Origin of the sequence: Paenibacillus sp. PK4536, from assembly GCF_028594455.2 — a bacterium.
Taxonomy (GTDB): domain Bacteria; phylum Bacillota; class Bacilli; order Paenibacillales; family Paenibacillaceae; genus Saccharibacillus; species Saccharibacillus nuruki.
In genome coordinates this window covers 2,773,528-2,787,983 of the sequence record NZ_CP126313.1, presented here as the reverse complement: position 1 = coordinate 2,787,983, position 14,456 = coordinate 2,773,528, and the positions used below count along the sequence as shown (strand labels likewise).

General features: G+C 40.3%; 13 protein-coding genes. All 13 read right to left on the bottom strand.

Translation table 11 applies throughout. From position 1 onward, the window contains the following. Nucleotides 1-185: 185 nt before the first annotated feature. Nucleotides 186-1,643: a hypothetical protein gene (locus tag PO903_RS12490; RefSeq protein WP_273593573.1), complete on the bottom strand. Its 1,458-nt coding sequence runs from the start codon at nt 1,641-1,643 to the stop codon at nt 186-188. After that, nucleotides 1,640-2,935, bottom strand: coding sequence for a type III PLP-dependent enzyme (locus PO903_RS12485; RefSeq protein ID WP_273593572.1), 1,296 nt, complete (start codon nt 2,933-2,935; stop codon nt 1,640-1,642). Before PO903_RS12485 ends, PO903_RS12490 begins: the two co-directional genes overlap by 4 nt. A 92-nt stretch (nt 2,936-3,027) precedes the next feature. Further along, the gene (locus PO903_RS12480) at nt 3,028-4,122 is read right to left on the bottom strand and encodes a Gfo/Idh/MocA family protein (protein ID WP_273593571.1); all 1,095 of its coding nucleotides are present in this window, start codon (nt 4,120-4,122) and stop codon (nt 3,028-3,030) included. Then, a complete protein-coding gene (locus PO903_RS12475; RefSeq protein WP_273593570.1) occupies nt 4,122-5,261 on the bottom strand; it encodes a UDP-glucuronosyltransferase in 1,140 nt (379 codons plus the stop codon). Before PO903_RS12475 ends, PO903_RS12480 begins: the two co-directional genes overlap by 1 nt. 388 nt (nt 5,262-5,649) lie before the next feature. Next, entirely contained in the window at nt 5,650-7,080 is a 1,431-nt protein-coding gene (locus PO903_RS12470; RefSeq protein WP_069326948.1) for an ATP-grasp domain-containing protein, read from the bottom strand. Between the two features lie 30 nt (nt 7,081-7,110). Then, nucleotides 7,111-7,923: an ABC transporter permease gene (locus PO903_RS12465; RefSeq protein WP_069326947.1), complete on the bottom strand. Its 813-nt coding sequence runs from the start codon at nt 7,921-7,923 to the stop codon at nt 7,111-7,113. A 4-nt stretch (nt 7,924-7,927) separates the two neighbouring features. Beyond that, complete coding sequence (locus PO903_RS12460; protein ID WP_137222301.1) at nt 7,928-8,734, bottom strand: ABC transporter permease; 807 nt, start codon at nt 8,732-8,734, stop codon at nt 7,928-7,930. Beyond that, on the bottom strand, nt 8,724-9,716 hold the full coding sequence (locus PO903_RS12455; RefSeq protein ID WP_069326945.1) for an ABC transporter ATP-binding protein: 993 nt from the start codon (nt 9,714-9,716) through the stop codon (nt 8,724-8,726). Before PO903_RS12455 ends, PO903_RS12460 begins: the two co-directional genes overlap by 11 nt. A 30-nt stretch (nt 9,717-9,746) precedes the next feature. Further along, on the bottom strand, nt 9,747-10,763 hold the full coding sequence (locus PO903_RS12450; protein WP_273593569.1) for a BtrH N-terminal domain-containing protein: 1,017 nt from the start codon (nt 10,761-10,763) through the stop codon (nt 9,747-9,749). Continuing rightward, nucleotides 10,756-11,001, bottom strand: coding sequence for an acyl carrier protein (locus tag PO903_RS12445; RefSeq protein ID WP_069326943.1), 246 nt, complete (start codon nt 10,999-11,001; stop codon nt 10,756-10,758). Before PO903_RS12445 ends, PO903_RS12450 begins: the two co-directional genes overlap by 8 nt. Before the next feature lie 39 nt (nt 11,002-11,040). Then, nucleotides 11,041-12,399 carry a preATP grasp domain-containing protein gene (locus PO903_RS12440; RefSeq protein ID WP_273593568.1) on the bottom strand — a complete coding sequence of 453 codons (1,359 nt, stop codon included), beginning with the start codon at nt 12,397-12,399 and terminating at the stop codon, nt 11,041-11,043. A 15-nt stretch (nt 12,400-12,414) separates the two neighbouring features. Continuing rightward, entirely contained in the window at nt 12,415-13,617 is a 1,203-nt protein-coding gene (locus PO903_RS12435) for a radical SAM/SPASM domain-containing protein (protein WP_069326941.1), read from the bottom strand. A 186-nt stretch (nt 13,618-13,803) separates the two neighbouring features. Beyond that, nucleotides 13,804-14,097 (bottom strand): acyl carrier protein, encoded by a 294-nt coding sequence (locus tag PO903_RS12430; RefSeq protein ID WP_069326940.1) that lies wholly within the window; start codon nt 14,095-14,097, stop codon nt 13,804-13,806. Nucleotides 14,098-14,456: the final 359 nt, after the last annotated feature.

Genomic DNA, 14,456 nt, shown 5'->3' with positions numbered 1-14,456 from the left:
CTCTGTGATAGTCGCTTCTATATATAGTTAAAACGTTCATTAATAATCCAACAATACTTTGACATCATCACATTCATTTAGAGTGGCTTTCACAAAATAAGCCTTTCGATTCTCTGATCTGCTAGAGAACCAAAAGGCTTATTTGTTATGCATTCAAATCATAATCATTAGATATCATTCATTACTTATTGAGAACGAATTGCAGTCATCGTTGTATACCAGTAATCTAACTGTGCTCTCACTTGTTGATCTTGAACTACCGTCTGCATCCGCTCAATCACATTACGCAATGTATCATATTGACTGGCTACCCATGGCTTACGTGCAAGCAATTCGCACCAGAATGCAATCAAGCGATCTGTACGTAGAGGGTCTGTCTGAGATAATAACTCCCATATCTGCTGATCCATAATCATAACAATTTCGATCCACTCATTAGGATGATCTAATTGTTCCAATTGATCTAATATTATTAATCGATCTGCTGATGTTTGGCGCAATTGACGATCCATCACACGGCGCTTGAGCTCACGGGATTGCTCTAATACCGATACTGCTGGAATATGTTGTCGAAGTGCAGTCAGTACCGTCTGCAATACCTGTTCTTCTTGCCCGCGCATCGTATACAGCAATTGCGAAGCACGCTCAAGACTTGCGGTATTGTGACTTCGATTGTATTTGAGCAATAGATTACGAATAATCGTCGACTGCCTTGTAAGTTCTTGAAGCTCTGGCATCATCGTCGGATACTGATCGAAGATCGCTTGTAATCCTTCTACTGTCTGTGCCAGATACATTAATCGTTGTTCCATCGCTGCTTTGTGCTCATAAAAGATGTGAAAAGCTCGAATATCTGCTTTGCTGTTATTTTCGATAAATGTCTGAATACTATTTTGCAAAATATCATAGATTTCCATCCCATAAAAATGAGCATTGGCTTGCTGAATATCATTCCGTCTCCATGATGAAGGACGCGAATCCACATAATCTTGTAACTGCTCGATCAGACCTTCTAACGAGACCACCACTGCGATAACTTTGGGAGAATGTACAGGTGCTTGTTGATACCGAATCGTAATCAAGCGTTTATTTGCTTCTTGAAATGAAAAATGAGCAGCCAACACTTCTTCGATCGGGATACTGTACTCTCCATACTGAAAATCACGATTGTACCCGCTTGCCCAAAAAACCTGCTGTTCGAGATCATAACCGTGCAACATAATATCATGAGAATAATGTTCTTCTTGGTAAAATGCTGTATGAGACAAATAGTATTCATCAATAAACATGACTAGATATTTGTCTTGATTAATCATATCCACCCATGTCGCAATTAACTGCTCGGCATTGAGATCGGCACAATCAGTCTCATTCGTTTCTAGCCAGGGGTAATCACTAAATTCATGGGGATGATAAAAGTCGACCCACTGGTAATTAGGCGAACTTAACTGGATAAATTGATGATATACCCATGGTAAACATTCCTCGTGTGTCATCACCACAGAAAGAGCATACCCTAGATACTGATATCCTTTAACAAGTGGCTTGGCTAAAGGAAGTATTTTTTGCGAAGACGATTGCACAGGGTAACGAGTTAATGACTGTGTAAGGTGAGTTGTGGTATTCATCTCTGACTTCATCATAGAACCGCCGTCCATTCTGTGGTAGGTACTATATGTTGTTGCCGTAATAATAAATCTTCAGGATCACCTTGTTCTCGAATCAAATACGATTTGCCTTTATAAGAAAGAACTTCAGCAGGTGTAGCATGACCCAAAAACTGAGTAGGACTATACGTTAATCCATACGCACCTGATTGTAGAATACATATGTAATCGCCAGCATGAATCACAGGCAATTCTACATTTTTGAATAAACAATCATCCGGTGTACATAACGGCCCTACAATACTGGTGATCTGCGTCTGTTCTCCATCGGTTATATGATGCCTTGGAATAATTTCCAGTGGATAATTGTTACGTGGTCTTCTACCTCTAAAGGTAGCGCCTGCATGATGGTGCATACCTCCATCTACAATAACAAAATGCTCGCCTTTGGATACTTTGGTATATAGTGCCTGACAGACATAGATCCCTGCTGCTGCGAGTAAATAGCGACCACTTTCTACAATAAATGTACTGTGTGGCAGATGAACAACATATTCATCAATTAATTCGGTGAGTTGTTGCATAATCGATTCGATGTCCAGTGGATGTTCATGGGAAAAGTAAGGTACTCCAAATCCACCACCCAGATTGACTATTTCCAGTTGAACTGGATATCTGGCTTGAATTTGCGCGGCTAAAGACAATGTATATCTAAAATTACTGAGTAGCACTTTTTCATCCATAATCTGTGTACCTGCATAGACTTGAATACCGATCACTTGAATATAAGGCATCTCCGCTACACGCTCGAATACACCTGCTAATTGAGACTCATCGATCCCGAATGGACGAGCCACTCCTGCCATCTGAATAGAAGCTCCACTGATCCCTTCTCCATCCGGATTCACCCGAATACCGACACGCACTTTACACTCATATTCAGTCGCAATCTGATGGATCATTTCTAATTCAGCGAGCGATTCGACATTAATACAATGAATCTGATGAGCCATCGCTGTCCGCAATTCTTTTTCACTTTTACCAGGCCCTGTATAGATGATCTCTTCCGGCAAATACCCTGCTGCTTCAGCCAGACGCAACTCCCCTAATGAAGCAATCTCTATATGACAACCCCATTCACGCAGTAGGTTAGCAATGGTAATATTATTGTTTGCTTTTAAGGCGTAATGTAATTGAACTTTGGGGTGTAGTAATTGTTGAAACGATTGAATATGTTCCGCTAATTGATCTCCATTGTAATAATAAAAAGGAGTCGGATACTGTTCTAAAGCTTCATATAAAGGATTGTTTTCTGATAAATGGCTCATCCATGTTCATCTCCTAAGCATTTGGCATTATACATGCGACAACATTCCATGAGAAAAAGATTTTTGCAACGCAAAATATCTGTACTTATGACTCAAGATATAACACTTTTGGCTTTGGCTGTAGCATGAATATGAGATAACAATTGAATACGCTCTACCGATTCAGCAAACAAATGATGGTGCTGATGATGATGGATAACATCCCGGAAAAAACGTAATTGATTGACATAATAATTCATCGGTTCAAACGTATGATATCGAACTTCTCCTGTTTCTTGTCCATTTTCTATCAGCGCTATTTTGAGCTTCAGCTTATAAAACCCTAGATTACAGCGAAAAAAATCGTTGATCGTAATCTTCGCTTTTTCCAGATAGATCACATGTCTGCTACTATACGGCTTTTCAAAAGAAAAAAGAGCTTCTGCTGTCACGCCATCGGCTAACTGAGCTTGCGCTTCAAATGTCCAATCACAACCGTTAGGCCCATCAAAAGAAGAACGTCCTTCAAATTCACTATGTTGTATTCCGATCACCTGTTGTAAAAATTGAAGCCAATAACAACCCAGATCCCAAAAACAGCCGCCACCTTGTTCTGGATGACTACGATAATTATCATGATGATCTTCTTTGGCTGGAATGGTCAGTTGAGTGACTGTACGGACTAAGGCTCCATATTCACCGGATGCAATGCATTCACGTAACGTATGTTGCCACGGATGATGAGCTACCATTACCCCTTCGATCACCTGTAATCCATGATGCTGTGCCGCCGCTCCAATCATGGGCAGTTCTTGCGGATGCAGACAAAGCGGTTTTTCAACCAGTACATGCTTGCCCGCAGACAATGCTTTGCGAATCCATGTGGCATGCAGTTCGTTACTTAGCCCGATATACACTGCATCTAACTGAGGATCTGCTAACAATTCTTCCAAATCCCCGTAGATTGTAGCGATGCCATAATGTTCTGCTAACGATTCTGCTTTGGACAACGTACGATTAGCAACACCTACAATGTCCAGTCCATCGACATAGGGTGCAGGATCAAGAACAGCACGTGGCACAATACCCGAACACCCGAGAATCCCTAATTTGACAGTAGCTTCTGAATTATGCCCTACTTGGGCTGAAAGAATATGTTCGTCCGTCTGTGTAGAAGATTGGCGTACACTCATTTCGGAAGATTTCATCATGGTGTACCTTTAGCCATCGTCGGGTGAAGCAGTTGCATATGACGTTGAATGTACTCATCGGCATACGCTGGAAATTGCTGACGAGCTTGTACCAATTGCTGATGCATCTGTTCCAAAATATCTGTGCCTCCACCATACTCACTCATCCAGCGTTCATATGATAATCCAAATCCATATTTTTCCCACTGACTGGCATTGCGAGCTTCATGTTCTCCAAAAGGTTCTAGAAAAATAATCGGCGTACTTAGTGCAAATGAATCGGCTAATGTTCCTCCGCCCGGCTTACTGACAATCGCTTGTACATTGCGTTCAATCTCACATAATATGTGATATTCTGCTCGTGATTCATACTGTACGGCTTGATCAACTTGCACTTCTCCAAGTGGTGGAAAAGTATGCTTACCCTCTTCATTTTGTTGCCATGTGCGCCACTCTGGATTCATCCGATAATACCGTTGTCCTTGATCCGAACTTCCCCGTTCATCTTGATCGTACAAAATAATATCCAATCCATAACCCACTTGTTCTAACTCGGCGATCCGTTCACGATAGGTGCCCATTCCCCAACCACCCCCATGCACCAACAGTCGATGTTGTCGCTGACTATACGGAATCACTGGATCAGATAAAGGAATATCAATATACGTATACATTTCTTGTTGGTCATGACCAAATAGCCAGACTTCATGATAACTCTCATGTAGCTGACCTAAGCGCTTACGTACACTTTTCCAAGAAGGAGAATCGATCACATCCAGATACAATAAGTCTACATGGAGATTGGCTTCACCGATCTGCTCCCGATAGCGATCTAAAATGTATATCCAATGACCAGATAAGCAAATAAAATGTTTTCTTCCTTCAGCTTCCCACTGTTGTAACAACGTTACAATCTGCTCATCATCCATACTTTTGCGAATATCTTGTGGAATCCGTTGTGACATCAATGCTACCGAAAAGTCAGCATGATACGCTTGACGACTTTTATCTACTTTTTGCAATTGATCTGATTGCATCACATTTTCAAACACAAGCACTTCGGTTGGAATACCCATACGATTCAAGCTTGCTTCTACAAGTAAACCCGGCGTATAAAATCCAAGTCCAAACCCAGAGCATAATATCGTTACGGTCATGATGATCCAATCCTTTCATTTGAGGGTGGTGAAGAAAAGAATAATACTTTTAGAGTGGGGTATATTGTTCTTGAGTTGTATATCGCTACGGGCATCTATTATTCTTGGCGTCGCTGGTAAGACTTGGATATCTTGAATGGACCGCTGGGCGGTCGATATCCTAGTCTTAAAGGCGACTTTCAGAATAATAGATTTCCTTCGCTGGTGGTGGGAGAACAATATGTTATTTAAGAGATTAAGAGCATATGATTCTTGCTTCCCCAGAGTGGGGGTAGCAGCGAAATCAGTAAAATAAATATTATAATTAGATGTTATGGCATTGATTCGAATATGTGATGGTGAAGATTCTTTATTTATAGATGAAATAGATCAATGATTATATGGTTGATTAGTTTAATATGCTGAATTGGTTGGTTTCTAGAAGTTGTTCGAATTGGGTTAGTAATTGTTGTTTGATATGGTCATGGCTGGCTACGACTGAGAGATAGATTCTGCCTTTGTGTTTTTTGTTATCATTACGGAAACGGTGGTTGATGTGTAGGGCTGATGATGTTAATGGGATAATGCCTTGTTGACGATTCGGTAAATAGAGCAAGTTGGCTTGATCTAACAAATGAAGTAGTTGTTCGTGCGAGACTTCGCCTGTGTGTGAGACGTTATAGTTGGTCATATTGCCGACCTGTCCGTAGGTACGCAGGTATTGATCCATTTGGTGCTTGATCAGGCTCATCGATTTGCGAGCGTTGATCTCGACCATCGGTTCAAGGCTTCCATCTTGTAATACCATGGAGTCAATACAGACATGTCCAAAGTATCCATCCTGATATAATTGCTTACCGATCTGTTCCATTAATGCAAAATAACCTTCTTGTTCGAGTCGCATCATAAAGGCTGGATCAGGAGATAATGACTCACGATACGCAAATTGAGAGTTTGCCAACCACTGAACAGACAGCATTTCAATCTGACCTTGTGGATCAATATGAAATTGGCAAGAAAAATCCCGTTCTTTTTGCAAATACTTTTCGATCAGAAATTGGACTTTCTTCCCTTTTTCTTCTTGTTTGTGTAGACCGTGACCGATACGAACAAGCAGTTCAGGAGAATCGATCAACATATTCCCTTTACCGGACACACCATAATTATCTTTAATCAGAAAAGAACCTTCTTTTAGCCACTCGCTTCCTTTTTCAACCAATTCCTCACTGCTCTCTACTAATACACCGACACCACTCAAGTTCAATGTCTGCTTCATCTGTGCAGAGTAATGTTTGGTATTGACCCTTTTGACGACTTCAAGTTCAGGAGCATGATAGCCAATACCGAAGCGTTGATTCAACTCTTCAATATGAGGAATCCATGCAAAAGGAGACAAACTCATCGTGGATAATGGAAATTGCTCGGCTAATTGTTCATCTTGTTGTTCCATCCATTGGAAAACAGATACAGGGCGTGCAGACATTCCTGCTTGCTTGCCTGTACTCAACCGATTGATCGCCGCCATCGTCTGATCTTGTCCCGCAAGAATCTGATCTTTGATTTTCGAAGCATCCATTTCCAGATCTTGCGTATTGCCATATACGCTAAATCCCAATTGATGAACATATTGACGTTGCGCAGGTTCCATCGCATAACGAGTAAATAAGAGGTCACCCGGCTGACAAAAAGTAAACAATAATTCATCCATAGCTGTGACAATCTTTTCAGCTTCTTTATCAGGTAGTGCAGGCAGTGTGGCAAGATCATCTTCACGCCAGTATAATTCAGCTTCAAAAGCACCCATGTGTAGCAATGGCTGACTGCTGATCCGTTCATTCATATGTATATTCCTCCTTTTTAAAATGGATGTTTATTGACTAGCACTGGAATAATGACGTAATGCATAACGCCAGATCACACGAATAATGATCAGCAACCAGATCGGTGCAAGTACTGCCCACCAGACCATGCCTGCACTGAGTCCACCCATAACAAACATTGGTGGAAAGTTACAAATAACGAACACCGGTAATAAAAATGTACCTAAGCGCTGAATAATCCGATCATAGACTGCCATAGGAACATAATTCGTTTCAAACACACTATTTGACATATCGGTTACCCCTGTAGTCTGTACCGTCCAAAACGCCAGCAATTGTGGTAACAAAAAGACAGAATAAGCAACCAAGACACCAATCGCAATAAAAAAGATAAATCCGCCAATATGATAAAAGTCTACAGGCAATCCCATTCGACTCCAGCCAATCGCTACCATCACACTGCCACCGAGTACATTGGGGATCGTATAACCCAATTCAAATTGACGTAAAGTGACAGCGAATTGCAAAGAAATGGGCTTCGTAATCAGTACATCCAGCGAACCAGTACGTACTTTATCTGGTAACTGAGTAAAATTGGTAAAAAACAATCCACTATATAATCCGCTCATAATGGTAAATACGCCTACATATAACAAAATCGCATCCGGCGACCAGCCATTAATATCGGTTCCTACCTGATACGGCAGAATCGCATATAACAGTTTGATCAGTAGATACGCTGTTTCAATCAGAAAAGCTGTAATAAAATTGGTACGATACTCCATTTGCGACATCACAGAGAATTTCATAAATCGTCCATAAATACGAGAATAGCGCTTTGCTTCTTTCCAGATCATCTGCATATTATTATCCTCCCACCGCTACATAACGGCGTACCCCTGAACTCCATACCCATCTAGCGACCACTAAAATAACAGCGATCCATAACCACTGCATGCCTATACCGGTAATTGCTTCTGTTGTGGTTAATTTACCAGTAATCATATTGACTGGAAAAAAGACAATATACGAAAAAGGTAACATCCCTAATATCTTGGCAATCGTCGCTCCAAAAATGGTTAACGGAAAAACACTACCACTCGCGATATAAATAATGAGCGATAAGGTATAAAATAATCCGGTCGATTCGGTTAACCAGAACGCTATTCCGCTTAATGCATAATAGATCACAAAGTTGAGTAACAATGCACCTGGTAAAGCAATCAGATAACGTAATGCACTATCCCAACCTACAGGAACGTGTAGACCGATCCGCAACCAGATCAAGACTACAGCGGCAAAAATAATGACCAGTACCGATTGGACTGCTTTGGCACCTAGAAATTTTAAGATACGATAAGCAAAATAGTTCAGCGGTTGGACTAGAAATTTACCCAGTCCGCCTTCTTTGATATCGCCTGCAATTTCATATTCAAATCCCGCAGCAACGAGCTTACCAGTGACCGCTGCCATAATAATGTAGATCAACATTTCTTGAAACGTATAACCTACAATCGTTCCCTGACCAGATGAACGAAAAATCGCTAACCAGAGAAAAAATTGTGTCATCATCGGTACAAAAAAGCTAACTAGCTGTATCCAATAGTTGGTTCGATATTCCATTTCATTTTGAATCCCCATATGTAAAATTTTGCGATAGACTTTATTGGGCATGGGGCAACCCACCTTTTTCGTACAGGATCGCAATCCCTTCTTCCAAAGGAATATCTTCAATTGTAAAATCAATAACAGGTAAATGATCCAGTATTTCTTTGGATTTACGTAGTACATCTTGCTTGCTAAGTTCGAACACCACTTCCAATTCAGAACGAGAACGAATTTTACCATATCCATTCAAAGACAATTCCGATACCGGTGCTGACAATTGGATTTTGAGTAATTTCCAAGAACCAATCACATCGTTTACACTTTTGAGATCACCATCATAGACCAGTTGCCCATGATTAATAATCATCGTTCGAGAACATAAGTCTTCAATATCACGCATATAGTGACTGGTCAGCAAAATCGTTGTATTGTACGTTTTGTTGTATGTTTTAAAAAATTGTCTGATTTTACTTTGTGAAATAATATCCAAACCAATCGTCGGCTCATCGAGCAATATGACTTTCGGACGATGAAGAAGTGAAGCAATCAATTCCATTTTCATGCGTTCCCCTAAAGACAATCGGCGTACTTGCACATGTAACTGCTCACTGACACCCAGCAGTTCAACCAATTCGTCCAATGTACGCTTATATTCAGTATCGTCCAGATCATAGATTAATTTGTTGAGTTCAAATGAATCACTAGCAGGCAAGTCCCACCATAGTTGATTTTTTTGACCCATCACAATCGAGAACTGACGTTTAAATTCTTTTTTACGTTCCCATGGCGTATACCCGAGTACAGAAGCTTGACCATCACTAGGATGCAAAATACCGGATAACATTTTGAGTGTGGTCGTTTTACCTGCTCCATTAGGTCCTAGAAAACCAACAATTTCACCTTCTTCAATATCAAAGCTAAGATCAATTACAGCTTCTTTCTGCAATTTTTCCCGTTTGAATAAATTCGAAAATGATTTGCGTAGTCCAGGTTCTTTTTTGTAATATTCAAATGTTTTGGATAGTTGAGTTAACGTTATCGCTGACAGATGACACGACCTCCTTCATGTTGCACACTGCTATAGACGGATCTGATATACCGTCATTCTCATCCGCTCTAACAATGTTTTTAATTCGGCTAATAAACGCAAACTATGCTGAATATAATCAGTTACTTTCTCTCGGTTAACCCGCAATCCTATTTTATACAGTTGAAGCAGATGCCTTTTCCATGTCTGGCGGAGTTCATGAATATCTTCTCGCAATTGATAAGCACCATGCTCACTCCCCATTAATCCTTCATAACGACTCATAAATTGCTCGGTATACTGTAGTAGATGCATCAGACTTTCGATCCGTAGCTGGTAATAAAGAGTATCGCAACTCTGACGGAATGATTCATCTTCCATCTCTAACAGACGATCCAGATCACAGAATAAGACGGCATATGCTGACCAGCTTTCTTGCAAAAACTGTTCTAAATGACGATCACACGCCTGAATCACTTGTTGGACACTAAGCTCTTCCGCAGGATCACTATTGAGATACGCATATTCAGTAATACCTTCTAGCAACAAAGTAAGATTCGTCTTGCCATTGTAACTAAGCACATGACCGGATTCTTCTAATAAAAAGTGATCGGATACATAGGCCTCATCCTGCTTCATATCCAACCCGTATAGCTGGATCACATGTCCTTTGCTCGGGTTATTCTGATATACCGGATGGAAATTCAGGCAATGACTTTGTAAATGAAGAAGTATACTTTTTCCATTTTCCAATGCGTTAGACCAATCTTGTAAGATCAAAAAATCATTTCGCTTGGATAATGCTGGATCGATCGTCACATGTTTGACTTCAACCTGTGTATTCGCTGACCACTGGGATAACAAATCCGCCATCGGACGCAGACCAAATGATTCAAAATTTCCTTTATACGAGATCGACAACCCGTTACATAGAAAATATAGATCGGCTTCATCGGTATAGACACCCTGACGTAGTAGTAAAGCGTGCAGGCTAGCATAAAAGCAATGCTGTCCTGGCGCTCCTACTGTTTCCGGTAACACTTGTTTGGATAATGATCGCTTAAACATAATGAGCTAACATATTTTCGATACGGCGTAATGTCGATAATTCTTCCAGTAATAAATTATCATCGTCGATCATGATATTCAGATGATTTTCAAGTTCTACGATCAATTCAACCGCAGATAGTGAATTGAGACCATACTCTCGTAGATCATCATCTGGTTGTAGATTTTCCAGATCGGCTGGAGCCATTTTTAACACTTGAGCAAGTAAAGGTACGACTTGTTGTTCACTAACTTCCATCGTTTGACCTCCTTTGACATCTAACTAACTCTAAGCTATTTACAGTTCAGCAATCACTCGCTCCAACTGTTCTTCAAGTCGCTGTGCTTCTTCTGTGCTATCGGCAATAACAATAGCAAAAATACGGTTATTGTATCCGTTCGTTGTTTTGCTTGCAGACAATGTACCTGCTGTATACACCCACACCCCAAAAGGATGTGCAGAAGTATACAAAAGATTATGTTGCTCTAACGTTTGACAAAGGGTCTGATACGTTAAACGTTCTTTGGTAATATGCCGGAAATAACGAGAACGGAATATGCGCAGCCCGAACATTTGCGGTAATAATGAGATATAGGTCGATAACGTGAATCGCCCATTAATCTCAATCACCGGAATCAATTCTCCGCTTTCATCAATAAATGCATCAATTGAAGCAATACCACGATACTGCTTTTCGTACAAATAATGTCCCAATTCCATCGCATACTGACGAGATTGTTGGCGAATCTCTTCGGTTACCCCTGAAGGCATATAGGAACCAATATAGACGGTTCCATCCACCACCTGACGTTTCAAAGAAAAGACTTCAACATCACCATCAGGATGAATATAAATTTGGTAATTTAGATCCATTTGCTTTTTGTGCCAGCGTTCGACTAACCATGCTTGGTCTGGATTGTTTTGCTTACGTGCAAAACGACTCATCACACTCAGCGTAGCATCGAGCTTTTGCGTTCCTTGTAATAAATACAGCCCTTTGCCAGAAGCTCCATAAGGTTCTTTGATAATAATTTGAGCTTCGGCATCGGCTGTACCTATAGCTAGACATTCACGCCGAATCTCTTCGACGGTTGAGCATACGGTTCCGCTACTGACTGGAAAACCCAACTCGATCGCTGCTTGGCGACTAAAGATTTTGTCATTCACCATTTTACAAATCTCCGAAGGGGCCCCAATATAAGGAACTTCACACGTATGAGCAATTTCTTCTTCCCATTGCGTGACTGCATAAGGAACAAGATAGGTTGCTCCATACAGGGCACGACCTTGCACCCCATACATCTGCAACCGTTCTAACAAGGCTTCATCTTGCAAAATCAGTTGTGAAATCGATACAAACGGATCATCACTTTCCCCTTGTGGAATCTCAATTCGTGGTAACTCAAAACCCAGATTTTCCAACATATCTAGATAATCCGGGTCAGGTTGTTTACGCAAAATCATAATATCCTGCTTACGACAGAGTAAAAGATTCATCTCTTCGATTCGATTCACAACTTCTTGTTCCTGAGGATCGCTCACTCCTTTGCTGATATTGTGCCAGACCGATTCAGCGCCGATATTAAAAATCCATATAAAGCGACCTTGATCACGATGATCGGTCAATGCATCCATTAGCGATAACTGCTGTCTCATGAACTCCCTCCGCTCTTAAATATAGTCGAGCGAATTGACTGTACCTGCACCATGTAGATACAATACACTGCACTTCGAGCACGCAGGCGTTAGCCCTTCTTTATTGATAATATGTCTTACATTTTCATATTCTTCAGAATCCCAGATTTCTTTCAGGCTCTTCTCTTTCAGATTACCAACCGTAAACTCGGAAAAGAATTTGCAAGGCATAACGCTACCATCTGGCACAATATCGGTACGAGAAGTTAATGCTAGACAGTGATTAGAACAACGGCTTGTCATTTCATCACCATGAATAAATTTGTCGATCTCATCATAATCCAGACCCGGTTGGTAACGAACACGGATTTTCCATACACGATCATTGATCTTGTGTAGATCTTCCATCAACGCATCCATACGATCAGGATTGATTTTGTATTTAAATGCATGCCAGCTGCTGATATGACGCTCATCTAACTGACGCAACCATTGGAATTTTTCAGAGAAATACGTATCCATTTTGAGCGATGTTTCGCGGGAAATGTACCACGGGAAGCACAACATCACCAAGTCCAATTTTTTCGATTCAAAAAACTCTAGCAATTCAGTCATACGACCGATCATATTATCGTTGATAACGGCATGAACGGAAATTCTACCTTTGTACAATCCTTGATCACGCAATTCCACTAAGCGATCAATTTGTGCCATCGTTTTTTGAAATGTACCTTTACCACGGATTAAATTATGCTCGTATTCAAATCCTTCTACAGCAATTAGCAGTTCCAGATTTTCAGATAAATCTAGAATAGGATCAATAAATTTATCTATTAATAGTCCATTCGTACAGATCGTCATCTCACGGCGATCATTCTGAATGTATTCCAGAATTTCTCCAAATTGACGGTGAAACATCGGTTCTCCGCCCCATAGATATAGACGAGACTTCGCTTCTTTGGTATCGTCCAATAATTGTTTGAAAATCAATGGATCAAGATCCATATTTTGCTCTGCTTTGTCCATTTGATGATGATAGCCATCTTCATTCCACTGAAAACAGTGTGTACAGCGCAGATTACAACGGTTCGTTAATTTAATCCCTAATGATTGCGGGATTGGCGTTTTGTACGTCGGATCTTTGATCTGGTTACGGTAAGAGACAGTAGCGTTGCGAATGGTTCGTTTAATCAGCTGAAATTCTTTGCGGTCAATGGTTACTTCGCTTCTTGGTTGCAAAAAAAACACCTCTTCCTTTGAATTCAATGTTCAAAGCAGACTGTCCTTTAACGACACATCGCATCATAAGCCCAATAAGTGACAAGCAAAATTTCTGATATACAAAACGTATTTATTGCAAATAATGTTCATGATACTGTTGTATATACACAACAAGTGTTAGCGCTTTAATTTTTATGTAAGCGCTTATACCGTTTTCACCTGTTCTTCTACAGCCTGACCTTGATTGGCTTCAAGACTAACAAAGTTACAGAACGCTTGAATAGAACCTAAATGTTCCATATCAAATTCTTCAAAATCAATTTCAACATTAAAATCATCTTCTACTCGTAAAATAAAATGAATCAATTGGATAGAATCAAGCCCGGCATCATGAATAATATCAGAATCGCGGTCCAGACGTGTCAAACAGGAAGGGTCTTGTTTTACCTCACTAATCATGGTAATAATTTGCTCTACAGTGACTGGGGATTGCTGCATTCTAATTCCTCCTTCTAGATATAGATCAGGTAGTGAGAATCAGGTCAAGCACGCATACATACGAAGAAAATACCGACTAAAAATAGCGACATCTAGCGGATAATTCCGTCCACCAATTAATGGAATTATATGCATATATATTCATCTATATTCCAGAAATAGTCAATCCTTATAATAAGAAACTGGTCAAAAGACCCAACCTGCATAATTACAACCAAAAAAAACACTACCCTATGTAAAAACCACATGAGTAGTGTTTGTTCAATCGTTTTACAAGACTTTTTGGTCTTTGTTTTACAGAAAGCAAGTACACCGTATTGGAAATATTTTGTCGAATAAGTGTATGAATCTGACTACAT

Bases quoted from the DNA above. Each gene is read 5' to 3' on its own strand.
- PO903_RS12430 (WP_069326940.1), bottom strand. From the start codon at position 14,097: ATGCAGCAATCCCCAGTCACTGTAGAGCAAATTATTACCATGATTAGT.
- PO903_RS12445 (WP_069326943.1), bottom strand. From the start codon at position 11,001: ATGGAAGTTAGTGAACAACAAGTCGTACCTTTACTTGCTCAAGTGTTA.
- PO903_RS12475 (WP_273593570.1), bottom strand. From the start codon at position 5,261: ATGACCGTAACGATATTATGCTCTGGGTTTGGACTTGGATTTTATACG.
- PO903_RS12485 (WP_273593572.1), bottom strand. From the start codon at position 2,935: ATGAGCCATTTATCAGAAAACAATCCTTTATATGAAGCTTTAGAACAG.
- PO903_RS12450 (WP_273593569.1), bottom strand. From the start codon at position 10,763: ATGTTTAAGCGATCATTATCCAAACAAGTGTTACCGGAAACAGTAGGA.
- PO903_RS12440 (WP_273593568.1), bottom strand. From the start codon at position 12,399: ATGAGACAGCAGTTATCGCTAATGGATGCATTGACCGATCATCGTGAT.
- PO903_RS12480 (WP_273593571.1), bottom strand. From the start codon at position 4,122: ATGAAATCTTCCGAAATGAGTGTACGCCAATCTTCTACACAGACGGAC.
- PO903_RS12465 (WP_069326947.1), bottom strand. From the start codon at position 7,923: ATGCAGATGATCTGGAAAGAAGCAAAGCGCTATTCTCGTATTTATGGA.
- PO903_RS12490 (WP_273593573.1), bottom strand. From the start codon at position 1,643: ATGATGAAGTCAGAGATGAATACCACAACTCACCTTACACAGTCATTA.
- PO903_RS12460 (WP_137222301.1), bottom strand. From the start codon at position 8,734: ATGCCCAATAAAGTCTATCGCAAAATTTTACATATGGGGATTCAAAAT.
- PO903_RS12470 (WP_069326948.1), bottom strand. From the start codon at position 7,080: ATGAATGAACGGATCAGCAGTCAGCCATTGCTACACATGGGTGCTTTT.